Origin of the sequence: Paenibacillus sp. MAEPY2 (assembly GCF_000499205.1) — a bacterium.
GTDB lineage: Bacteria > Bacillota > Bacilli > Paenibacillales > Paenibacillaceae > Paenibacillus > Paenibacillus vandeheii.
Genome location: NZ_AWUK01000011.1, coordinates 56,057 through 80,180, shown reverse-complemented (window position 1 = coordinate 80,180; position 24,124 = coordinate 56,057). Strand labels below are relative to the sequence as shown.

The window sequence follows — 24,124 nt, the reverse complement described above, 5'->3', positions numbered from 1 at the left end:
TATAATTTCGGTAATGACCGCTATACAACGACCTCCATTATTTGCCTGTTCTCCTCTTCTCAGCTTCTGGATAGCGATGGCCTACAATTTGAATCTTGTCTATCTCTTTATTGATTACCATCATCTCCTGTTCGGTGAAGACGATATTTCTTGCTGCAACATTTTCTGAGATTCTATTAACATTTGTTGTCCCTGGAATAGGAACAATATAGGGTTTCTGAGCAAGAATCCATGCTAGTGCAACTTGCGCTGTGGTTACGTTTTTCACCTCAGCCAGTTTATTCAAATAATCAACAATCACCTGATTCGCTTCCATCGCTTCCTTAGTAAACCGCGGAAGCTCGCCCCTGTTGTCGTTCTCTGTGAAAGAAGCATTCTTGTCTAATTTCCCGGTAAGAAATCCACGCCCAAGGGGACTATAGGCTACCAAGCCGATCCCCAATTCTTCGAGTACGGGGAAAATGTCGCTTTCAATTTCTCGCCACCAAATCGAGTATTCATTCTCCACTGCAGTCAGTGGTTCAACGCTATGTGCACGACGAATCGTTTCAGCGCTTGCCTCTGACAACCCCCAATGAAGGATCTTTCCTTCTTTTTTCAACTGCTGCATGGTCAAAGCCACTTCCTCAATGGGAACCTTGGGATCTACGCGATGGATGTAGTATAAATCGATATAATCCGTTTGTAATCTTTTTAATGAACCTTCAACCGAAAGGTGAATTGATTCTGGTCGGCTGTCAAGCTCATTCGTTAAACCAGTGATCTTAAAGCCGCCTTTCGTTGCAATCTGCACCTTACTCCGCTGCCCAACAAGCGCCTCACCAACAAGCTCCTCATTTGTGTAAGGCCCATAAACTTCCGCTGTATCCAACATTGTGATGCCCGCATCAATAGCTGAGTGTACAACGGAAATCATTTCGCGACGATCTTTTGCCGGTCCCCGATGGTAGTTTAGTCCCATACATCCAAATCCAACTTCAGAAGTTTCCAAACCGTTGTTTCCCAGAATTCTTTTCTTCATAATCGTTTCCTTTCCTAAGCGTTTTTTTAAATCGTAAATTTGTGTGTTTTATATACTCTCATGGTAATTTCCAAAGTGAGTAATTTCTAATGCTTATGGTGAATGTTTTATCATGCCTAATATGTATCGTATAATACTAAGTAAACAATTCATCAGATGAAATACGGAAGGATGATATGAATTGGATATTCGTGTGTTTAAGTATTTTTTAACGGTGGCTAACGTTGGTAACATTACAAAAGCAGCAGAAATCCTTCATATTACACAGCCAACTCTAAGCAGACAGCTTATGGATCTTGAAGAAGAATTGGGTACTCGTTTATTTATACGTGGCAAGAGACAGATCACACTAACAAATAGCGGACTTTTGTTTCAGCAAAGAGTAAAAGAAATTGTTTCCCTCTTGGATAAGACAGAAAGGGATCTGGTGGAACAAAAAGATATGATTGGTGGAATTGTTTCTGTGGGTTGTGTAGAGTCCACTGTATCCCGAGCTTTGCCAGAGCTGTTAGAGGAATTTTCTAATCAACACCCCAGGGTACAATATGAATTATATAGTGCAGACGGAGATGACATTCGGGAGAAACTTGACCGGGGAAATATAGATATCGGAATATTACTGGAACCGATTGAAACAGCAAAATATGACTATATTCGATTACCTCATCAGGAAAAGTGGGGAGTTCTGATGAGACGTGATGATCCTCTTGCCCAGAAAAAATATGTTCGTATCCAAGACATCCTTTCCTTGCCCTTGATTATACCCCGACGTACAATTGTACAAAACGAAATTACAAGCTGGCTTGGTGTTGAGAATGATAGCCTTTGTATCTATGCATCCCATAATTTATTGACGAATGCGATGCTGTTGGTGGAAAGGAAACTTGGATATGCCATCTGTGTGAGTGGAGCATATACGATCCGGGAAAGTAATAGCACTTGTTTTGTTCCTTTTGAACCTGAACGAATAACGACTCATGTCATCGCCTGGAAAAAAAATAAGATTTTCAGTTCAGCTACTGCACACTTTATCCAATTTATAAAGGAAACCTATCCTTCGTAATATTCATTATCGATACTGCAGTGGACTGTATCTTACAATTTCGGCAATCGGTACAAGTGCTTTTCCACGGCTCGCAACACGAACTTGCACCGATAAAAAAGCCGCTATTTTAGCGGCTTTCAATAGGATCATATTTTAGTTTCTCTATAGATGTTTTGGTATCTTTTTTACTTTAAAGGTACAGTAAACCAAAAGGAATGCTCATTTCCTTTTGACTGCAATCCTACTTGTCCACCCTGCTGCTCTATAATTTCCTTCACTAAAGATAAACCTAATCCTGAACCTCCTGAATCCCTGCTGCGGGATGAATCTACCCGGTAAAATCGCTCGAATATTAGAGATTCATGTTCTACAGGTATCGGTTGGCCTAAATTCTTGACGGTTATTTGATAGTTTGACTCTTTCCGCTTCCCTGTAATCTCAACCCATCCACCCTGATCATATTGCAGTACATTGGTCAGAAGATTATGCAGTACCTGTTTAAGACCGTCTTCATCTCCTACTACTTTCGCTGCTTCAGTCTTGAGATCAATAATGACCCCTCTATTCATGAACTCCAATGAAAAGTGATCCACACAGGATTCAATCAGCTTTTCTATAGAGAGTACATTCATCTTATTCTCATTGGAAATCTTCTTTCCTTGCCACACATTCAATTGGTGTAACTGCTCAACTAAACGGGTAATGCGTATGGATTCTTCGTGAATGGATTCGAATAGCTCTTTATTGCCCCGAATTACCCCCGTACTTAAAGCTTCCAAATATCCGTTTATATTCGTTAATGGGGTCCGCAGCTCATGTGCCATATCAGACAGCATTTTTTTTCTTAAATCCTCCACATGTTTCAATTTCATACTCAATTGATTAAAGTCAGCCGTTAACAGACCAATTTCATCGTGAACACGAATGGATAAGGGGTTTGGCATTTCCCCTTGAGCCATTTGCCGAGTTGCATGACCCAATTCCTTAAGCGGAAGAATCAACTTTTTTACTAAAAAGTAGTGGATGAACGCTGCAATCAACACAGCTGTCAGACTTGCTTTGATTAAAAAGGTCTGCATCGTTTGAGTGAAAATGGCGCTCTCTTCTGGAGTCACAGACGGGGAATTAGCAAACAACAGACATGCATAGTCTTTTACCGAAACCCCTGCGAGCCAAATGGCAATACCAATAACCGCAACATTAATCAGTGTGAATTTCCACATGATGTTGATTCGAAATGGATTATTTTTGAAAAGCGACAAAGCGATACCCCATTCCTCGGATCGTTTCGATTAGTTCATTATCTCCATCCCACATCAGTTTCTCTCTCAATCTACCTATATGAACATCGATCGACCTTTCTGTTACAGCCTTTTCATTATTGGGATACAGTTCATCAATGATCTGTTCCCTAGTTAGAATTTGATTGGGGTGCACCATTAGAAAATACAAAAGACGGAACTCATGCTGTGTCAGTTGAATGGTTTCCCCTTTATAATGCACTTCACCCCGTAACTGTTTGATGGTTACTCCGCGGTACGTAAGTTTGCTACAACGCTGGCCCGTCCTTCGCAAAATGGATTCTACTCGAGCCACCAATTCACCCGGACTAAACGGTTTCGTTACATAATCATCAGCTCCCGATTTCAATCCTCCAATCCGGCTATATTCCTCTACTTTAGCTGTTAACATAATAATAGGTATTTCTTCCTTCAAATCTGCACGGATGCTCTTGCAGACTTCTTCCCCACTTATTTTCGGAAGCATTAAATCCAGAATAATAAGACAAGGGTCATATTTTTTAAAAGCATCTAGAGCTTCCTCACCGTCACCCGCTTCAAATACGTCATACCCCTCATTTTCCAGGTACAGGACAATCAGCTTTCGGATTTTCACATCATCTTCTACAACTAAAATTCCGGTTCCCTTCACAGCCATTCCCAAACCCTCCATAGTAACTTAGCGAATCTCTGAAACAAACTTTTCCATCATTTCATAATTCATTGGACCTGAAACTTTTTGCTGAATAATGCCCTGCGAATCAATGATTATACTTGTAGGGAGTGCATATACCTGATAGATTTCCCCTACTTTGTTTTGCTCATCCAATACAACCGGGAATGTAATCCCATATTCTTTTAAAAAATTAGGAATGCTGTCTAAACTCTTCTCTGAAGATGTCATATTTACAGCAATAATTGTGGCCTTTTCATCTTTATACTTCTCATAAAATTTTTGCATATCCGGCATTTCAACTCTACAGGGTGGACACCAGGTTGCCCACATATTGACAATCACCTTTTGTCCTCTAAAATCAGAAAGCTTTAACTTCTCACCATCCGGTGTATTTAACTCAAAGTCTGGTGCAATGTTGCCTTGATTAATACCCACGGTTAGGGTGGACATATCCATTCCCTCTACTACTTGTTCACTGTTAGCCAGGCTTGCTTGACGTTCATCCTTTTTCTTCATTGTATCGTATATCCCCCATGCAACCAATCCGATCAGAATAACAACGACGACTATATTTTTTTTCATAGGAACAATCACCCTCTCGTATTAGAACATTGGCGCGAAGGAAGCAAGCCATGCACTTAATTTTTGCAGTTGGCCCGTAAATAACAGCAAGCCCATCGCGATTAAAATCCAGCCATTCAGCAGCGCCAAACGTGGTAGCCATTTATTTATTTTTCTCATGATACCCTTAGATTTCGTAATCAAGATGGATATCAATAAAAAAGGAACTCCTAAACCCAATGAATAAAACAATAATAAAAAGATTCCATTGAACATCGTTTCAGATGATCCAGCCAACAACAAAATTGAAGATAAAGCCAGACCGACGCAAGGAGTCCAGCCCGTTCCAAAAGCAACTCCCACGACAAATGAATTCCAACCGCTTCCGTTCTTTGGAGTTTTGGTTTCTCGCTGCTTTTGAAACATGAGAAAACGAAGATTTAAAATCCCTGCAATCTGTAAGCCGAATATAATAATGAGTAGTCCGCTAAGCTTTTCTAGCAACCCTCGATTCGCAGCGAAAATTTGTCCAATCATACTTGCGGAAGCACCCATAAGTAGGAAAACCACAGTAAAACCGAGGATAAAGAGAGTAGAACGAATCATCAAAGTTCTATTGGATACACTTGTTTTCTCCCCACTCCCATAAGAGCCTGTAAGATTCGCAAGATAAGCAGGCAAAAGCGGAAAAATACAGGGTGAAAAAAAGGATAATGCCCCCGCCGTTATAGCAAATAAAATTGAAATATTGTCCATTTGTAATTCCTCCAGCAAAGTATTCCCAACAACCATAACGCAGGATTGTTAAGATTCATTAAAGCTCTCTTTTGTTCTAACGTTGTGAATAGTCAAACAACATAAAGCAATAGCCAAATAAACAAGCTGCTCACTAGATAATCCTAAGAACACTACTACAGAAAAGCTTTTAAAAAAGCCACTTAAAATCTGTCCGATGCTGAACCAAAGAATAAGTTGATTGATCTCTTGCGGCTTTTCAAAGCTATCTTTTCTGATATACATCCAAATCAATAGTATGCTTGCTAAAACAATTTGACTGAGTTCATACAAAAATGATAATGGTATCGGATCGTTAAAGATGAGCTGGAACAATGAATAGAACGTTTTATAAGATAATAAGCCTGCCCCCAATACTGCCGCATACATCCAAAAGGTAATTCTGCGCTTATAACTTTGAATAGATACGAAGATAAGAACTACAATTACTGATAACAAGATCCCGCGCTCACCCCCAGTAAAATAAAGAATATAGGACGGGTTATTTAAAACAGCGACGGGATTAAAAATAATGACACTAAACTTCCAAATCAAGAATGCCCATAAAAGAACATTGGTTATATCCTCTAAAATAGGCTTGCTTAAATCACTTTTTCCCTTCAACCAATATTTCATGGCTATATAAGCTGCAAGTGCAGAGAACGCCATCGCGATCCAATTGTATTTAATTAACAGCGGCCCCCAAACGATAGCTTCTTGCATCATGTTTCCCTCCCCTTTTTTACAATTACTTTCTACTCTACAGCCCAATTGTTAAGATTCGTTTAACTAGAATAAACCTACTTTCAGGCATCAAGCCTATTAGTAGGTGCGGGATATGTATCGTGTAATACCTTTGAATCTCAGTCCAAAATAAAAGTAGCATTCACCATAGATTAGCTATATTCATGGAAAATGAAAAAACACATTCTAATTTGGTATATTGCATGCTCCTGGATAAACCTTTCATGAGTTGAGGTTTATCCATAGGAGAAAGCTTATTCACCAATAAGAATGTGTTTTTCGTGTCTTAGTATAAGGTTTGAATAATTTCTAAATTATGAAGCCTTTGCTGCAACAGCTTTTTGAATCAAAGCTTTAGAATCGTTATTAGAAAGACCTTGTTTAGGTTGAAGCAGGTTTTTCTCTGTTGCACTAAAAATACCTTTGTCAATCAGTTTTGCCATAGATTTAACCGCATAGGTAGAAACGGTTTTTCCATCTTCAAAACCTGCAATGATCGCAGCAGCATTTTTATCAGAAGCTTGATCGTTCAACAATTTAGCAAGAATAGTAGCAGCCTCTTCACGAGTGATCTCACGATCAGGATTGAAGTTACCACCGTAGCCTTGAATGAATCCAGCATGAGTAGCTTCTGCGATTGCATCTGCATATGCAGCGTTAGCAGCAACATCCTTGAATGCAGGTGCTGTAGCTACTTCGTTAAGTTTCAACAGGTCTACTAGAGCACTTACAAATTCAGCACGGGAAATGAATTCTGTTGTTGCAGGTGTTTCTGTTTGCTCTGTAGGTGCAGCCAGATTCGTGATCCGTCCTTCTGTTTTAGCTTGAATAGCGCCGCCTTTATACGTATCTACAATGTACTGGTAGAATACATCCAGATCGATAGGACCTGCTAAAGATGATTTGGCATCCACTAGCACTTTATAGTTATCTCCACCTGCGGCCATAAAGTTGTTAACGACAGCCGTATATGTTTTTGCAGGATCAATAGGTGTGCCATCTTCAAGACTAAGACTAGTAACACGTTCTGCAACTGGCTTATTGAAGTCTGCAGTATATTTCAGGCCAGAGATCTGTAGAGTTTTAGTGTTTGGTGTACCGTCAGCATTGGTACCCCATTGTTGCTGCAACAAAGTTTTAATTTGTTCACCAGTCAACTCCAATTTCACCAGAGTGTTGCCAAAAGGTTGGATTTTAGCAAGATCAGCAAAGGTCACATCGCCTTTTGGCAGATCCGCACGAATACCACCTGGATTCATAAATGCAAAGTCAGCAGCACTTGCCTTATCACCAAAGTCTGCTTCACGCATTGAATCTGCAATGAGGTTGCCAAGAGCGGCTTCGTTATTATAAGCATCGGTACGAGTAACAGAACCATCTGTTGTACCTACTGGCTTCGTCAGTTCAGGATGCTTGTCCAATGATTTTTTAATAATAGCTAAAGATTCAGGGTCTTCTTTTACACCCTCTTGGAATGTTGTTGTAATGGTAGCTGATTTCTCAGTGACATCCCCGGTAGCAGGGTCAATCATCAGCTTGATATCTTCAAATGCTGTACCATAGGAATAAGCCTGAACGATCAATTTTCCGTTCACTTCACCGTTAGCTAAAGCGTGATTGTCACCTGCAACGATAACATCAACAGGGGAATTTGCTGGTAAAGCTTTTGCCAGGTCAGCCGCTTCGCCAGTTGTTACACCTTCTTTGGTTGTTGCTGGATCATGCGCCAAGACAACGATCGTTTCTACACCTTGATCTTGCAATTCTTTAGCATATTTATTCACTGCTTCAACTTCTTCTTCTGCGCTTAGGAAACGCACGCCTGCTGTACCCGATGGGGATACTTTAGCAGGTGTAGCCTTCGTCACTAATCCGATAAATCCGATTTTGACTCCGCCCAATTCTTTAATTACGTATGGCTTAATCAATGTTTTGACGGTGGAGGTTTCAATGACGTTTGCATTGACATAATCAAATTTTGCACCAGCATGAGTAACCTTGCCTTCTTTTGGATCAAGACCACCAAAGATTTGTGCTTTTAATGCAGCGATACCTTGGTCGAATTCATGATTGCCCAGTGAAGCTACATCAAAGCCCATCATATTCATCCATTCCATCGTAGGCTCGTCACGATCCAGAGATGAAACTGGAGCAGAGGCACCGACAGAGTCTCCATTATGGAAGAGTAGGGAATGTTCATATTTTGCTTGAGCTTCTTTTAGATAAGTTGCAAGAATTGGAGCAGATCCCGCCTTTTTATCACTAATCACCGAAGTCGTATCTAACTGACCATGCAGGTCGTTGATTCCGATCAAGTGTACTTCTACATCTGTGCTTGCAGCAGAGACAGGACCTACTGCGCCTAACAGTTGGGAAAGTAATAGTGCAGCAGCGGCTACACGGATCGTGCTTTTACCTACTTGTTTCTTCCATGACATGAGTTTTAAAACCCCTCTCGAATTTTCGTTCCTGAGATATTTTAACATAAGTAAATACATTAAAATCATAGAATATATCAAATCTATGTAAAAAAGTTGAAAAAATTTATAGAGAAGAAACATACCTCTATCTGGCTCTACACTAAAAATTAGTACTAGAGTCCTTCCGGAATACAGTAAAGCCTTTCATCGAACACCAACAGATCTTTTGCATTTCTCCTCCCCATGCGTTATTATCTTTTTATCGACATATTTGCAGGTCTAAACAAGGAGGTTCTCACACCATGTGCCCGCGTACCAAAGAACAAAATGAACTCATACGTATACAACGCAGAGAACAGATCCTGGATGTCGCCGCTCGCTCCTACTTTCGTACGGGCGGCAGCTTTGATATTCGGGATGTTGCGCGCGAGGCAGGGCTTGGTTACGGCACAGTGTACCATTACTATCCCAACCGGCATTTATTAATAGAAGATGTGTTGGGAAGCGGCTTCGAGCGATGCGAACAGGTTATTGTGAAATGGGCAAAGATCGGTGACAGGCAGTTATTAACGTATTGTAAAGCGCTGCTGCAGCTGTGGCAGTTAGACGCCCGCGCATATCTCGTCTACAAAATGGCATCGGAACATTTTACAGGCTTGCCTGAGAAGGATCGACACCACGCCAAGAAACGATTTACGGAACGGCTGTACGTTCCACTCCAATCGAGTTCCCAGTGCGAAGACGACAGCATCGACCATATGCTTGCTGTGCTAATCGGCTGTTATGGGATGCACTACTATGCAGGCAATTCTAACCTGGACGTCGATCGAATCGCCCGACTCGCTATGCAAGCTATTACGAAGGAGACCTGATACGAACATGATCATCTTAAAAAGCAAGCATGAAATTGAATCCATCCGCAAGGCATGCCAAGTGGTGGCTGAATGCCATCGTACCATTGCCCCACTCATCAAACCGGGCATCACAACGAACGAAATTGAGCGCATATTTGAGGAGATTATTTTGAAGCACGGCGCCAAGCCATACGAGAAGGGCTACAGAGGCTATCCTTATGCGACCTGCGCATCCGTTAACGACGTGATCGCGCATGGCTTTCCTAACAATAAGCCACTTGTGGAAGGTGATATCGTGACGATCGACACGGTCGCGGAGCTCGACGGCTGGCTCGGCGATTCGGCCTGGAGCTATGCGGTCGGACAGATCTCGCCCACGGCCGAGAAGTTGATGCGCGTCACGAAGGAATGTCTTGACCTGGGTATAGAGCAGGCGCGGCCTGGCAATCGACTCGGCGACGTGACAAGCACGATTCAGCGGCATGCAGAATCACACGGCTTTGGCGTTGTGCGTGACCTTCTCGCCCATGGCATCGGCCGTGACCTGCACGAGGAGCCCACGTATATGCATGTCGGCAAGCCCGGAAAGGGCGTACGTCTCAAGGAAGGTATGGTGTTCACAATTGAGCCGATGATTACCGAAGGCACCTACTTCATGACAATCGATTCGGACGGCTGGACCGCACGGACGATGGACAACAAGCTCGCAGCCCAATACGAGCATACGATCGCCATCACGGCTGAGGGTCCACAAATTCTGACCGCGCAATAGAATAGTTTCTTATAACAATAAAAATGAATTAGAAGCCGACCACCCAAATGGTCGACTTCTTTTTTTTCGTATTCTTCGGAATTAGCTTCCGCTAGGCACAAACGTAGTCAAAAAAGATTTATTGAAAGTAAAAAAAGTGCACGTTCCTCTTTTTCCAACTCTCCTCATCAATCAAAAAGTCAAAAAACGTACTGGTTCTGGTCAATAACTTTTATATCACGTGTCCCCTTTCTCGTTTACACTATTTTCAAGCTATTGATATTAAACTATCGCGAAAAAGGGGGAAGTAATATGAACAAGAAAACCAAAACTTTAGTGTTGTCATTATTCATGTCGACCTTATTACTCGCAGCCTGTACAAATGGAAGCAGCACCGAGCAAAGTTCAACCAATACAGACCCGAATGACAACGAGGGCGGAACAACTACCATTCACACGGTGACGTCAGAATACACTTCTGCGAAATATCCGAAGGGCGACGATATCACAAATAATGTGTGGATTAAGCGATATAAAGACAAGTTTAATATCGATGTCAAAACAGACTGGGTTAGCGATGAGTACGATACCAAATTGAATTTGGCTATAGCATCGAACGATCTTCCCGATGTATTCAGGGTGAATCCATCCCAATTAAGGCAGTTGGTCGAAGCGGATATGGTGATGGATCTGACCGATGTCTTTGAGCAAAACGCTTCTGATCGTCTCAAGGGTTACATGGAAGCGGATGCGGACAGTTATGAGTCAGGAAAGAAAGACGGTAAGCTGTACGGAATACCACAGATGCACTGGGGATTAATTGAACAACCAGACTTCATCTGGATTCGGAACGATTGGAAAGAAGAACTGGGGCTCCAGGATCCCAAATCTGTGGAAGACATCAAGAATGTCGCACTGAAATTCATGGAAAAGCATGGCGGCTATGGTATTGCGGTTGACCAGTCGTTGGATTATCTCAATCTGCTCGCTATTGCGTGGAATGCGCATCCAGATCTGTGGATGGAGGATACCAGTGGAAAACTGGTGTACGGCTCAGTGCAGCCTGAGATGAAAAATGCGCTGGCTGAGTGGTCAGAATGGTACAAGCGAGGCATCATTGATCCGGAATTCGCAATCAAAGACTTTAATGCGATGAATGCCGATATCGTAGCCGGTAAGGTTGGTATACAGCCTTATTACCAGTGGTGGGGTTATAATCCGGGAGTCGATACGGTATCCAATCTGGGTAAGGATGCCATCTTCTACCCTTATATCATCCCTACCATCGATGGAAAGGAAGCCAAGCAGTCCATCTTTTTCGCCAACAACAATTATATCGTCATGAAAAAAGGATTCAAAAGTCCTCAAGAAGTGATAAAAATTTTGAACGACTATGCTTATATCGTAGATGAAGGCAATGGCAAGGAATCCACAGAAACGTTATCCGCTCTGCTGGACAATGATATTGCTCATGTGGTCGGAGCGTTCCGTGTACTTAATCCGAATTCCGACTACGAGCAATTTGAGGCTGTGTCAGCCGCCCTTCAATCCAAGGATACCAGTGGACTTACGACTTCGGGAATGTGGCAAAAATACAATAACAGTGTTGAATTTATGGAGAATGCAACACCAGGAGCAGTCGGTGATTATTTGCAGCAAGGAGCTCCAAAGAATGCCTATAGTCTTGCTAAGAAAGTGCTTGATAGTCAGAACTACACGAAGACAGCCCTATGGGGTGTTACACCGGAGGTACTGTCGAGCTATGGCACAACCTTGGATGACATCCTGACGGAGGGCTTCACCAAGATCATTATGGGTAGCGAAAGTATCGATTATTTCGATGTTGTCGTCCAGAACTGGCGAGCAGCAGGGGGCGATGAAGCAACCCAGGCAGTCAATGACGCCTACGGAAAATAAGAATGCTGTTGTCAAGAGGGGATGAGTTATTCTCTCCCCTTTTTGGTAGCGGTTACACGCCTATTAAAACAAGAACGGAGGAGGAACAGGAATGCTGAAAAAGTGGAAGCAGCAGAGTCCCTACCATTTAATGTTGATCCCAAGTCTGGTATTGGTCTTCATCTTCAGCTACATCCCTTTTTATGGACTTATTATTGCGTTTCAGAAATACAATCCGGGTCTCGGCTTCAATTCACCATGGGTAGGATGGGACAATTTTTCACACGTATTTAGTCAGCCGAACTTCGTAAGGACGATCTGGAACACCTTATACATGTCCGTCTTCAAGATTATCGGAGGCATTATCGTGCCCGTTATATTTGCATTACTCCTTAACGAAGTACTGAATAGCGGAGTAAAACGTACATTCCAAACCCTGGTATATATTCCGAATTTCCTATCTTGGGTCATTATGGCTGGGATCATGCTGGACATCCTTAGCTCCGATGGCATCATTAACACATTTCTGGGCGTATTCGGGATTGCACCTATATCGTTTCTTGGCACACCATCCATATTCCCATGGACCATGATCGTCAGTGATATCTGGAAGGGCTTCGGATTTGGCACGGTTGTTTACCTGGCAGCCCTGACCAGCATTGACCCTGGACTTTATGAGGCCGCGGTGATTGACGGAGCCAAACGCTGGAAGCAGACCATTTACATTACCTTACCTCTGCTCATGCCAACGATTGTCTTAATGACTGTGTTGTCGCTTGGTAACGTGCTCAATGCTGGTTTTGACCAAATCTATAATCTTTACTCCCCTGTCGTCTATCAAACCGGTGATATCATTGATACCTATGTATACCGTCTGGGAATTCAGCAGGCACAGTATTCGATTGGTACGGCTGTCGGATTATTCAAATCCATCATTTCCAGTGTTCTGGTTGCCGTATCGTACGTTCTGGCCTACAGGGTAGCCGGCTATCGCATCTTCTAAGGAGGAACTATCTTTATGATCTATGATAAAAGTATGAGCAGGCGATTGTTCCATATCCTAAACTACACGATATTGCTTCTAATCTCTCTACTGTGTATCCTGCCGTTTATCAATCTATTGGCTGTTTCGTTCAGCAGCAGTGCGGCTGTATCTGCTGGTAGTGTAACGTTCTGGCCCGTTGAGTTCACGACCAAGGCCTATGAATTCGCCTTAACTGGAGGGTCATTTTTTTCTTCTCTCTGGGTTGCCATTCAAAGGACCGTTCTCGGAACAATGGTCAATCTTGTTTTAATCGTGCTCACGGCTTATCCACTTTCCAAATCGAAACAAAAATTGATGGGCCGCAATATCTATATGGGATTTTTCATAGTCACAATGTTATTTAGTGGAGGATTAATTCCAACCTATCTCGTAGTAGTCAAAATGGGGCTGATTGATTCGATCTGGTCTCTGATCCTGCCTGGAGCTCTCCCCGTATTTAGTATGATTATTCTAATGAATTTCATTAGGGCCTTGCCAGAGGAAATTGAAGAATCAGCCATTATCGATGGTGCCGGGCCAGTACAGGTATTGCTTCGTATTCTACTCCCGCTCCTCAAGCCCGCTCTTGCTACTGTCGGTTTGTTCAGTATCGTCGGCCATTGGAACTCATGGTTCGATGGTATCATCTATATGAACAATCCAGCCAATTATCCATTACAAAGTTACCTGCAGACTCTCCTGCAGAGCTTTGAGCAAATCATGCTGAAATCTGGATCCGATTATACTCAACTACTATCCATGATGAATGCCAGAACTGGTCGCGCCGCTCAAATGTTCTTGGGTGCCATTCCGATTTTGCTCGTGTATCCGTTCCTGCAAAAATATTTCACCAAGGGCTTGGTCCTCGGTAGCGTTAAAGGATAACGCAAAAGGCTTGCAGTCCAAACTGCAAGCCTTTTGCGTGTGTTCACCTCATATTACCCCAAGCACAATGCTACTTGTTTTCTGATATAACAGGCAGCAGAATGGTGAAGACCGTACCTTTTCCAATCTGACTATCTACTTCTATTCCATAGGGCTTGCCAAAATGAAGCTGAATGCGCCGCTGCACATTATGCAGACCGATTCCTGTGGTTCCGGTGCTTGCTTCAAGCTTATCTTCCCTCAAGTTCAGGATCATATGATGATCCATACCGACCCCATTATCGCGGACTTCGATCGTAATATCACTGCCCTTCGGTTGAATCCGAATGGTAATGACTCCGCCTTCCTCGAGTTCGGCCAGACCATGAAAAATCGCGTTCTCTACAAGGGGCTGAAGGATCATTTTGGGCATACGATAATCCATAAGGCTATCCTCAATCTCATATCTCATCTGAATACAATCATAGTACCTGACATTCTGTATCGTTATGTAATTCGCTATATTATCGATCTCCTCACGAATCGTAACGAGAGTTCCATCGGATCTTGTCGCATAGCGAAGCATCGAGATGAGTGCATCTGTCATTTCCACGATTTTATCAGCCTGTTGCATGGATGCAATCCATTTCACCGATCCAAGTGTGTTATACAAAAAATGAGGTTTGATCTGATCATGGAGAGCTCGCATCTCAGCTTTGGCTTTTTCTATTTCTTCCTGCTGCATACGTTCGACCATCCGCTTCAATTCATGCGACATCTTGTTAAATCGAATCGATAAGTGGCCTATTTCGTCTCGTGAGCGAATATGTTGCACTTGTTCAAACTGCCCCTTTTCGACCAAAGCGATGTTACGAAGGAACTTCTTAATGGGAGTTGTGATGACATGAGATAGAAATATGGATAATACGACAGCAAATAGAATCATAACAATAGCCAGCGTCACCAGATTACGGCCCAATATTTTGCCGTCGGCAGTCAGCTCATCCAAAGGCATGTATAAGTAAGTTGTCCATTTTTGCTGACTAAGGGGATTGGTCACCACGACATTCAATGATTCAGGTGGACGAACGTTGTCCCGAAACAGTGTGCCGATTAATCGGTCATTCACGTTATATACAATCTTGTCATTCTCATCGATGATCATGAATCTGGAGCGTAGCCCCTCCTGTAAGTTGCGATTGACGATTTCAATAAATTTTATATCAATACTGACGACGATCACGCCAAGCAGCTTCCCGCTAGACACATCATGAATTTTCCGAGCGTGCGAGACTGCCAGAATTTTATTCTGCAACTGCTCATCTATTCGGGTTGTCAGCGTGATGGTTCGATCTTCATCATGCAAGAACTTTTTAAACCATAATTCGTTCGCTACTCTAAAGTTTGGGTCAATAGGCTGGTTAGGACTGACAAACAGATCTTGTCCCCCGTTCAAATTGTAGAGGTAGATGGAGAATACGCGATCTTTCATCATGATATAATTCATCAGAATATTGTATGCAGCAATCTCATGCTGTTCATCACCATCGCGGAGGAAATCCTGGATCGGAAAGCTTCCCTCATGTGTTGCAGACAGGTTATTGCTCAGTCCATTGCTGGCAAGCAGCGAGATTTTTTCAATCTCTTTTAGAAACTCGTCAATGCGAATGTTTGTCTGCTTGGCCAGATCGCTGAGCAGCTTCGTATAATTCTGTGCCAATAACCGTTCAGAGGAGTAATACGAATTGATCGTCATTACAAATACCGGAAGTATAATGACCGTTATACATATCACCATGATTTTGTACTGGATTCGAAAGAGTTGGGTATGCCTCATAGGATGCACCTCTATTCATGGATTACATGGATCCCTGCTGCAGTCGTTCTCGATATTCCTCTGGAGAGTGGCCCACCGTTTTCTTGAAAATCTTGCTGAAATAGGTGTAGTTATGATACCCCACTTTATCTGCAATTTCATACACTCTCAATTCCCTGCTCATTAGGTAGGCCTTCGCATGTTCAATTCGAACTCGTGTCAAGTAAGAGATAAAATTCTCTCCCTTATCCTGCTTGAACAATCGGCTGAGATACGAGGGATTGACATTAATTTGGCTAGCAATGCTTTGCAACGAAATATCCTCGGCATAATATTTATCGATTAACTCAATGGCCAGGTCTGTGTAGGTAAGCTCCTGCATAAACTGAGAATCTGTTTTAAAGTAGTACGCAATATGAGCCAGAATATCTTGATGAATATCCTCCCAATACTCACCCTTCAGAACGATTTCGTAAGGAGATTTCTCGGTAAAGGAAGGCTTAGTTCTATCTGTAGCCCGTGACACATGGGAGTGTATTGTTTCCAACACCATGATGTACTGCCTGCGAATACTGTTCTCATCCGCTCGTACCGTCTCCAGTTGGGAACGAATTCCTTCAAGGAAATCCGCCGCCTTTTTGTTGTCTTTACTTATCCATAATTTCAGAAAATCTCGTTCTTGCTCCGGGTTCAGTATCCCATTCACTTCTTTCCGAGCTGGAGCTCGAATTACATCCTCGTAGTACAGGATCTGGTTGCTGCCTGTGAAGAAACCCTGTCTTAAGGCGGACTCGGCTTCTTGGCATGCCTTTCTAATACATTGAAAACCGGAAACGATTGTACTTACACCCGCTGTAAGCGACAGGTTCATAAAATCCCTGATTGAAGACAGAAGCTTATTACATAGTTTATTTAAGTCCGTATGCACAGATTTACTCTCAGGAAGTAGATTGACTATAACCCAATACTCAGACGAATTCTCAACGAAAATTTCTTTCTCCCATTTCGATGGAATGATTTCTTCCATAATATTGAGTATAGAAAATCGGAGTAGTTTCTCCCCCTTCTCCACATACTTCCTCTTCGCATCCTCGTAATAGTTCACTATGAACTTGATGACAACCAGCTGATCCGATCTTATACGAAAATGCAGCTCCTCAGCTTTGGTGACGATGTCCTTTTCACTTATGAATCCGCTTATAACATCTTGAAAGAAGCTATCCTTTAGATGCCTCAGGCTCTTCGAATAATCTTGTGCCATAGTGGGGATGTTTGTCGGGTTAACATGTTCGCTTTGCAGTTTCTGTTCAATGGTAGTCAAGAGTTCGATAAGGGAGGTTTCTGTAATCTCGCTTTTGATCAAGTAGTCAGTGGCGCCTAGTTTTAGTGCCGTTTTCACATAATCAAATTCGTCAAAGTTACTTAGGATGACATACTTACAGGTTTTCAGTACCCTGGAGGACTCTTGTATAAGCTGCAGCCCATCCATAGTCGGCATCTTGATATCCGTAATGATTAGATCGGGAGTCACTTCAAGCGCAAGCTCCAACGCCTCTTTTCCATTCCCTGCTTCACCAACAACATAGAAATTGTGCTCTTCCCAATTCAGCATGGAACGAATTCCAACTCGCATGAGTAATTCATCATCTACGATCATCAGTTTGTACATGAAATCCCCCGATTTCGTTAGTCATATACTTGTTCTGATCTTTCCCACGTTACCCAAACAAATCTGGCTTGTTTCGGTCTCTCAATTCATTGAGCAAGCTGCTAATATTTCATATAATCAAACTAATTCCTAAGTTTTATACAATAGTAATAGAGAACGGCTTCAAAGAACACCCTTTAATTTTAAGTTTAGATTATACATAACTTGACCACTATTCATATTTACTACAGCCAGGAGGACGTTTATGAACATTCCCAAAGGTACATACGGGTTTCGGTTTGCCGAAGATAAAGAGCTCCAGCTGTGTGTTTTGTTTGCAGCCGGATGTGATTCTATAACCGATCCTTCTTATCTATGGGATGGATTGGAGCGTACGGATGGCCCACTTCTGTTATTCCAGTACACGACCTCTGGCGAAGGTGTATTTGAGTCGAAAGGTGAAATTCACCGTGTCACCACAGGACAAGCTTTTTTGGCCGAAATTCCAGGCCCGCACCGCTATTATTATCACTCGAAATCGAAAGAGCCGTGGGAATTCCTGTTCCTGCTATTTCGCCCCAATCTGATTCTGCCCCATTGGCAAAAGTACCTTCGTGAAGCAGGAGAAGTCCCCTATCTTCCCATTGATGGTGCACCAGTCCAATTGCTGCGGATGATTGTGGCTGATGCGGCAGCAGGCAGGATCACAGATCCTCTGATCGCTTCATCTTGCGTCTATCAGTTCATGACAGAACTGGTCAGATTACAGAAAACAAACCTACGGAACAGGGAGAACTGGTCGGAGAACATACAACGTGCAGCCGAATTTATAGAGCAAAACTATTCCAGGATGATCAGCATGGATCAACTTTCTGAGCACGTTTCCCTATCCAAATATCACTTTATACGTCGCTTCTCATCCAGCATGGGCTTGACACCAGGAGCTTATCTAACTCGCATACGTATCGAAAAGGCTATGGAACTGCTTCGCGGGACGCCCCTTAGTGTTGAATCCATCGCCGAACGTGTCGGATACTCCAGCGGAAGCTATTTTATCAAAGCATTCCGTAACTTAACCGGTCTTACACCGGGTGAATTCCGAAGTGGCGGAGAAAGTCTTGCTTATCGTAAACTGTTCTTCGACTAACCGCAATATTGTGCTATTGATCCTTTAAGATTACTGTGGATAATTAATAAACTCCTATACTATGATGAAATAGTAAGAGCAATAATTTATTCAGTAAAGGAGTATTACCATGAAGCATATACTTGCGGCATCAACACCGCCCCTTGGCTGGAACAGTTGGGATTGCTATGGCGCGGCTGTAACCGAAGAGGAAATCCGTGGCAACGCGGAATATATGGCAGAACATCTCAAAGATTTTGGCTGGAGTTACATTACTGTCGATATTCAATGGTACGAACCCCATGCAAATTCTTCGCAATACCGTCCATTCGTTCCGCTGATAATGGATGAATATTCCCGTCTTTTGCCTGCGGAGAACCGGTTTCCTTCTGCTGCAGGTGGAAAAGGGTTTAAGCCATTAGCTGATTACGTACATAGCCTAGGACTTCAATTTGGCATTCATATCATGCGCGGCATTCCGCGTCAAGCTGTCCACGCTGCTACCCCAATCCTGGGCTCTACAGCAACTGCACGCGAAATTGCTCATACGAACTCTATCTGTCCATGGAATACGGATATGTACGGTGTGGATTCTTCAAAAGAAGGAGCACAGGCTTATTACAATTCTCTCTTTGAACTTTACGCTCAATGGGGCGTTGACCTGGTGAAGGTGGACGACATTGCCGCTTCCAGACTATACGCAACTCATCAACCGGAGATTGAAATGATCTCCAAAGCGATCGAGCGCTCAGGGCGCCCTATGGTACTGAGTCTTTCTCCAGGACCAGCCCCGGTAGAACACTCGGAATTTTTTGCTGAACATGCCAACATGTGGCGAGTTACAGATGACTTCTGGGATCTTTGGCCGCTGTTGCTGGATATGTTCGACCGCTGCCGGACATGGCAGGGCGTCCCTCAGGCAGGATGCTGGCCGGACTGTGATATGCTTCCTCTGGGACATATTGGGATTCGTTCTGTAGATGGCGGTGGAGCAGATCGTTGGACCCGATTCACGCATGATGAACAGTTGACTATGATGTCACTGTGGAGTATTTTCCGTTCTCCGCTCATCTTCGGTGGTGAACTGCGGGACAATGACGACTGGACACTGTCACTGCTGACCAACCGTGAGGTTCTTCGTATGCACCGAGAGAGTTATGGAGCCAGAGAAGCGTTGCGGAAAGAGGATCTTATTGTATGGACAGCTCAAAACGCTGAAGGTTCCTCTTATGTCGCTGTGTTTAATATTAGTGAAAACCTGCTTCAACTGGAAATGAACTTTGCGGAAATCGGCCTTTCCGACATTACCAAAGGTACTGAACTTTGGAGCAGAGTGCCTGCTGAATTTACAGAAAATTCGCTCCGTGCCACTGTGCCACCCCATGGTGTACGACTCTATCAATTTTATTAATTCCGAGCATGGCCCAAAACGTAACCGGAGCAAGTCTTGCAAGCGAAAAGAAATACTGTATCGTTTTTTTAGACCGGACGGACGATCGGTTTTTCTGTCCAGACGTTAAAAAAACCGCTGACAGCCGTCAGCGGTGCCTGTTTTCTGCTAGAACTTCTGCAGTTATGGAGAATAGAACGTCCATTGCATTCATAGGAGCAGAGGTTAAGATTTTAGTTAATACATAGACTTAGGAGGCTTCATGATGAATAACAGTCCTGTACCTTGGCGAGAAGTTTTTACAGACGAAGCCGCTCACACCATCACGGGCAATGTGAAGATTTACGAGTCATTCCCGATTCCACAATTGCAGACGGAGCGTAGAGTTTGGATTTATTTACCTAAGAGTTATAACGGGATACTGGAGAAACAGATTCGAGTTGACGTTATTCCTGGTGGAACACATCACGAATCCACATAGGGCGTGCTGTTTCCTGAAGTGCATCGATGGCTGCTACAGCCATAGGACGTATATACATAAGAAGAAACCTCCTTCCTGTGAATGAACACAAAACTCTCCACCTTTCTTGAAGATTTCTTACCTAATCGTTCTAGTCCTGTTCTTTATTCCTTTCTACAACGCGCTTTGATGTCACAAAGCGATTCATTCACCTACCCTTTACTTAGCGAATCATGCAGGTGTTGAACATCGCTCATGGGGGGCCGCCCGAATAATCGTGCGTATTCTCTGCTGAATTGAGAAGGACTTTCGTATCCAACACGAAATCCTGCCGTTGCTGCATCCAGGCCCTCCGTGAGCAGAAGCCTTCGTGCCGTTTGCAGCCGGATTGTTTTCTGATACTGCAGTGGGCTCATAGCTGTTACCCGTTTAAATTGCTTATGAAAAGTTGTAGGGCTCATGCTAACAAGAGCTGCCAACTCTTCGATTATTAGCGGCTCCGAGTAATCTCTGTTGATTAGATGGATGGCGCTTGAAATACCCTGGGCATAACTTCCTAACACGGAAAATTGCCTAATGAGCGCCCCCTGCTCTCCCTGCAGCACTCGATAAAATATTTCCCGGATGAAGAGCGGTGACAGCATGTCAATATCCTCAGGCGTTTCTAACAATTGGACGAGGCGCAGCATCGCATCCAGCAAGGGAGGGGTTGACGAATTGACCAGAATGCTTCGCCCCGATGTCTCTCCTCTCTCCTTTGGAGAAGGGTTATATTTCTTGTTTATATCTACAATGACATCCGGATTGAGCGTCAGGGCTAAACTTAAATATGGCTTTTCCTTCGTAGCCTCAATAATTTTCCCAATCACTGGCAGATGTACAGATGTCACCATATACATACCCGGATCGAGCAGGAAGCTCTCTCCGGCTAACGCCGCCGTTTTGGAACCTTGGACAATCACGTACAGCGAGGGCCTGTTGATTGAATGCGTGGGTTCTGATTCCCTGGACACACGTCGGAAGCAGAGCTCAGGAATCGCTGTTGCGTGCACACCATCGTTCGGCGCAAGCCGTGCAATTTGACGAGCTAATTCAGAAACATATTGATTCAAGACGGGTTCTCACCTCCTTTTCGTTCAACCTTGTAAAAGTATTATAACCCAAGATCCAGACAGGAATAGGCAAGGATTGCGTAAGAATAGTCTACTTGGGTTTACTAGATTTTTCTTATCATGAGACAGGTAAGGAAAATATTAAATGAAAGAAGGATCCGGTTATGAAAATGAAGGATGAATTGATGTCAGGAATCAAAGGAAAAGTTATTGCCATTACAGGATCAAGCCGTGGAATTGGCGAAGCAGCAGCCGTCCGACTCGCGGAGCTTGGAGCAAAGCTGGTTATTGGGGCGCGGAGCACGGATCGCCTTAAAGACATCGTGGAACGAATCGAAAGCCTCGGCGGAGAAGCGGTATATGTACAAACGGATGTAACAAGCCGCGAAGATCTGTCCAATTTGGTACAGCTGGCCTGCGAACGCTATGGTAAACTGGACGTGCTCATCAACAATGCAGGTATAGGCCCGATCTCTCCATTAGATGATCTTCGCGTCGAAGATTGGGAAGCGACCATTGACGTTAATACGAAGGGCGTTCTGTACGGAATAGCCGCAGCGCTGCCTGTTTTCCGCAAGCAAAGCCTGGGGCACTTTATAAACATCGCCTCTACTGCTGGATTGAAGACCGTTGCAAATCAGGTTGTTTATTCCGGTTCCAAGTTTGCTGTACGCGCAATTTCTGAGGGTCTCCGGCAGGAAGCCGGCGATCACATACGCGTTACGACCATTTCGCCAGGTGTTGTGCAGACCAACTTTATCGATGGGATACCCAATCAGAAAATAAAGGATCAGCTAGCTTCGGTTAGAGACGGGCTAGGATTACGGCCGGAAGCCGTTGTCAGTGCGATCGTTTATGCGATTGAGCAGCCGTCCGATGTGGATATTAACGAAATCGTCATCCGTCCCACGGCACAGGTGTAGAGCTAAAAAGTCCCAATTAACTTCACTTTAAATAGTGACCCGGTACACGGAGTAGCTGGGGGAAGCAACTTGGCCGCTTTCGATCCCCTTCTTCTTACCGCGAATCCAGTCTATTAACAAATAAAAAACAAACGGAAGTAAAGAAACCTTTTCCGTTTGTTTTCTTTTTAAGATCCAAGAATAATTAAACTGTATTAATCATTTTAAATGAGTGATATCAGGGTTCCTCCAATGGCACCTGTTACAACAGTAATCCAAGGTGGCAACTTCCAATAAACCAACATACTAAACAGGATAGCTGCAAAAGCAAAGTCAATGGGTGCCAAGATAGAACTAGTCCAAATCGGCTGATAAAAAGCAGAAATTAAAATACCAACTACTGCTGCATTTACTCCCATTAACGCACCTTTGACCTTTGGATTGCGACGTAGGCTATCCCAAAAAGGAAGTGTTCCTATAATCAATAAAAATGCAGGTAAAAATATAGCAACTGTTGCTAATAAGCCCCCAACCCACCCATTCATCACCGTACCTAGGTAGGCTGCAAAGGTAAACAAGGGTCCCGGAACCGCTTGGGCTGCCCCATATCCGGCAAGAAACTCTTCTTCACTCAACCAGCCGGTGGGTACAAATTCTTTTTCAAGCAAAGGTAAAACGACGTGCCCTCCTCCAAACACAAGGGAACCAGAACGATAGAAACTGTCAAACATTGCAATCCAGTGAACAGAAGTCACTTCTCTTAGTATTGGAAGAAGAATTAATAAACCAAAAAATAATACTAAACAACCTATTGCAAATCCACGGGTTACTGGAAAACTAACTTTCCCATCAGATTCGTCTTTCTGGTGTCTATATATTAGGAAACCAATAATTGCTGATATAAGGATAACTCCTACCTGACTATAGGCTGTTTGCCACAATAATGTAATCACTAATGCTAACAAGGCAATTGCTTTTCGTTTTAAATCAGGTGTTAGTTTTTGAGCCATTCCCAAGACGGCATGTGCAACAACGGCGACAGCAACAAGTTTCAAGCCATGTATCCAGCCTGCATCACTTATATCTAGTCCTTGGAGAATCAATGCAAAAATAGTGAGGACAAGTACAGAAGGTAATGTAAAACCAAGAAACGAAACAATACCTCCTAATACTCCAGCACGCATGACACCTATACCAATCCCTACTTGACTACTCGCAGGGCCCGGTAAGAATTGACATAAAGCGACCAAGTCAGCATAACTTTTTTCGTCCATCCACTTCCTTCTACGAATATACTCGTCATGAAAATATCCCAGATGGGCAATTGGCCCACCAAAAGATGTAAAACCTAATCTAGTCGATACCCTTAAAATTTCGAGTAATGACTTCATTAAACTTTTTTCTTTCATTATTGCTTCATCCAATTACTTTTCTCCTTCCATTCTATAGGATTGTTATTTAATCTTTAATTTTTCGTCATTCAATTTTGATTATCTAAAACAGATGGTAACACATAAAACGATGCCTAAAACCGCATTTACAGAAACTTTACAATATTACATGCGATCCAGATAAGTATTTAATGGAGGACATTACTTATGTAAAGAAACTCATCCATCCAACCTAAAATGGTGACAAGCATTAGCTGATTTTTGATTTGGGTGTTTCACGCACTTAACTGGCTAAAGCCATAACAAAAAAGCCGCTATTTTAGCGACTTGTAATGGAACTATCTTCGTGTCCCTCGACACCTCACCTTA

21 protein-coding genes are annotated in these 24,124 nt (G+C 43.2%); 10 read left to right on the top strand and 11 right to left on the bottom strand.

Annotated elements, in window-relative coordinates; genetic code table 11:
* Positions 1–37: 37 nt before the first annotated feature.
* A complete protein-coding gene (locus P364_RS0109850; protein ID WP_024629970.1) occupies positions 38–1,021 on the bottom strand; it encodes an aldo/keto reductase in 984 nt (327 codons plus the stop codon).
* Between the two features lie 181 nt (positions 1,022–1,202).
* On the opposite strand from P364_RS0109850, the gene P364_RS0109845 reads away from it, so the two are divergent.
* The gene (locus P364_RS0109845; protein ID WP_024629969.1) at positions 1,203–2,084 is read left to right on the top strand and encodes a LysR family transcriptional regulator; all 882 of its coding nucleotides are present in this window, start codon (positions 1,203–1,205) and stop codon (positions 2,082–2,084) included.
* A gap of 167 nt (positions 2,085–2,251) precedes the next feature.
* Here the strand turns inward: P364_RS0109845 and P364_RS0109840 are convergent, their stop codons facing one another.
* The 6 genes from P364_RS0109840 to P364_RS0109815 all read right to left on the bottom strand — a co-directional run bounded on the left by P364_RS0109840 (position 2,252) and on the right by P364_RS0109815 (position 8,539).
* Positions 2,252–3,328, bottom strand: a complete 1,077-nt coding sequence (locus P364_RS0109840; RefSeq protein ID WP_024629968.1) for a sensor histidine kinase — start codon at positions 3,326–3,328, stop codon at positions 2,252–2,254.
* Positions 3,309–4,004, bottom strand: a complete 696-nt coding sequence (locus P364_RS0109835) for a response regulator transcription factor (protein WP_024629967.1) — start codon at positions 4,002–4,004, stop codon at positions 3,309–3,311. The genes P364_RS0109840 and P364_RS0109835 overlap by 20 nt, the downstream gene beginning before the upstream one ends.
* 21 nt (positions 4,005–4,025) lie before the next feature.
* Positions 4,026–4,604, bottom strand: coding sequence for a peroxiredoxin family protein (locus P364_RS0109830; protein WP_024629966.1), 579 nt, complete (start codon positions 4,602–4,604; stop codon positions 4,026–4,028).
* 21 nt (positions 4,605–4,625) lie between these two features.
* Positions 4,626–5,339: a cytochrome c biogenesis CcdA family protein gene (locus P364_RS0109825; RefSeq protein WP_024629965.1), complete on the bottom strand. Its 714-nt coding sequence runs from the start codon at positions 5,337–5,339 to the stop codon at positions 4,626–4,628.
* A 48-nt stretch (positions 5,340–5,387) separates the two neighbouring features.
* Positions 5,388–6,083, bottom strand: a complete 696-nt coding sequence (locus P364_RS0109820; RefSeq protein ID WP_152532690.1) for a hypothetical protein — start codon at positions 6,081–6,083, stop codon at positions 5,388–5,390.
* A 332-nt stretch (positions 6,084–6,415) separates the two neighbouring features.
* Positions 6,416–8,539 (bottom strand): 5'-nucleotidase C-terminal domain-containing protein, encoded by a 2,124-nt coding sequence (locus P364_RS0109815; protein ID WP_024629963.1) that lies wholly within the window; start codon positions 8,537–8,539, stop codon positions 6,416–6,418.
* Positions 8,540–8,823: 284 nt separating this feature from the next.
* Between P364_RS0109815 and P364_RS0109810 the strand changes: the two genes are divergently transcribed.
* The 5 genes from P364_RS0109810 (at position 8,824) to P364_RS0109790 (ending at position 13,931) form a co-directional block, all read left to right on the top strand.
* Positions 8,824–9,393: a TetR/AcrR family transcriptional regulator gene (locus tag P364_RS0109810; protein WP_024629962.1), complete on the top strand. Its 570-nt coding sequence runs from the start codon at positions 8,824–8,826 to the stop codon at positions 9,391–9,393.
* A 7-nt stretch (positions 9,394–9,400) separates the two neighbouring features.
* On the top strand, positions 9,401–10,147 hold the full coding sequence (gene map / locus P364_RS0109805) for a type I methionyl aminopeptidase (protein ID WP_024629961.1): 747 nt from the start codon (positions 9,401–9,403) through the stop codon (positions 10,145–10,147).
* 291 nt (positions 10,148–10,438) lie between these two features.
* Entirely contained in the window at positions 10,439–12,043 is a 1,605-nt protein-coding gene (locus tag P364_RS0109800; RefSeq protein ID WP_024629960.1) for an extracellular solute-binding protein, read from the top strand.
* A gap of 91 nt (positions 12,044–12,134) precedes the next feature.
* Positions 12,135–13,025, top strand: a complete 891-nt coding sequence (locus P364_RS0109795; RefSeq protein ID WP_024629959.1) for an ABC transporter permease — start codon at positions 12,135–12,137, stop codon at positions 13,023–13,025.
* 15 nt (positions 13,026–13,040) lie between these two features.
* On the top strand, positions 13,041–13,931 hold the full coding sequence (locus P364_RS0109790; protein ID WP_024629958.1) for a carbohydrate ABC transporter permease: 891 nt from the start codon (positions 13,041–13,043) through the stop codon (positions 13,929–13,931).
* A 70-nt stretch (positions 13,932–14,001) separates the two neighbouring features.
* Here the strand turns inward: P364_RS0109790 and P364_RS0109785 are convergent, their stop codons facing one another.
* Both P364_RS0109785 and P364_RS0109780 read right to left on the bottom strand, forming a co-directional pair.
* Positions 14,002–15,747, bottom strand: a complete 1,746-nt coding sequence (locus P364_RS0109785) for a cache domain-containing sensor histidine kinase (protein WP_024629957.1) — start codon at positions 15,745–15,747, stop codon at positions 14,002–14,004.
* 22 nt (positions 15,748–15,769) lie between these two features.
* Positions 15,770–17,395: a helix-turn-helix domain-containing protein gene (locus tag P364_RS0109780; protein WP_024629956.1), complete on the bottom strand. Its 1,626-nt coding sequence runs from the start codon at positions 17,393–17,395 to the stop codon at positions 15,770–15,772.
* Between the two features lie 244 nt (positions 17,396–17,639).
* On the opposite strand from P364_RS0109780, the gene P364_RS0109775 reads away from it, so the two are divergent.
* The 3 genes from P364_RS0109775 (at position 17,640) to P364_RS0109765 (ending at position 20,371) form a co-directional block, all read left to right on the top strand.
* Positions 17,640–18,521, top strand: a complete 882-nt coding sequence (locus P364_RS0109775; protein WP_024629955.1) for an AraC family transcriptional regulator — start codon at positions 17,640–17,642, stop codon at positions 18,519–18,521.
* 109 nt (positions 18,522–18,630) lie between these two features.
* A complete protein-coding gene (locus P364_RS0109770; protein WP_024629954.1) occupies positions 18,631–19,911 on the top strand; it encodes a glycoside hydrolase family 27 protein in 1,281 nt (426 codons plus the stop codon).
* Between the two features lie 241 nt (positions 19,912–20,152).
* Entirely contained in the window at positions 20,153–20,371 is a 219-nt protein-coding gene (locus P364_RS0109765; RefSeq protein ID WP_236642106.1) for a hypothetical protein, read from the top strand.
* A 191-nt stretch (positions 20,372–20,562) separates the two neighbouring features.
* On the opposite strand, the gene P364_RS0109760 is transcribed toward P364_RS0109765, so the two are convergent.
* Positions 20,563–21,462: an AraC family transcriptional regulator gene (locus P364_RS0109760; RefSeq protein WP_024629952.1), complete on the bottom strand. Its 900-nt coding sequence runs from the start codon at positions 21,460–21,462 to the stop codon at positions 20,563–20,565.
* A 164-nt stretch (positions 21,463–21,626) separates the two neighbouring features.
* Here P364_RS0109760 and P364_RS0109755 point away from each other — a divergent pair, with 164 nt between their 5' ends.
* Positions 21,627–22,385 (top strand): SDR family oxidoreductase, encoded by a 759-nt coding sequence (locus P364_RS0109755; protein WP_024629951.1) that lies wholly within the window; start codon positions 21,627–21,629, stop codon positions 22,383–22,385.
* A 203-nt stretch (positions 22,386–22,588) separates the two neighbouring features.
* On the opposite strand, the gene P364_RS0109750 is transcribed toward P364_RS0109755, so the two are convergent.
* Positions 22,589–23,755 carry a chromate transporter gene (locus tag P364_RS0109750; protein ID WP_442952271.1) on the bottom strand — a complete coding sequence of 389 codons (1,167 nt, stop codon included), beginning with the start codon at positions 23,753–23,755 and terminating at the stop codon, positions 22,589–22,591.
* Positions 23,756–24,124 lie beyond the last annotated feature (369 nt).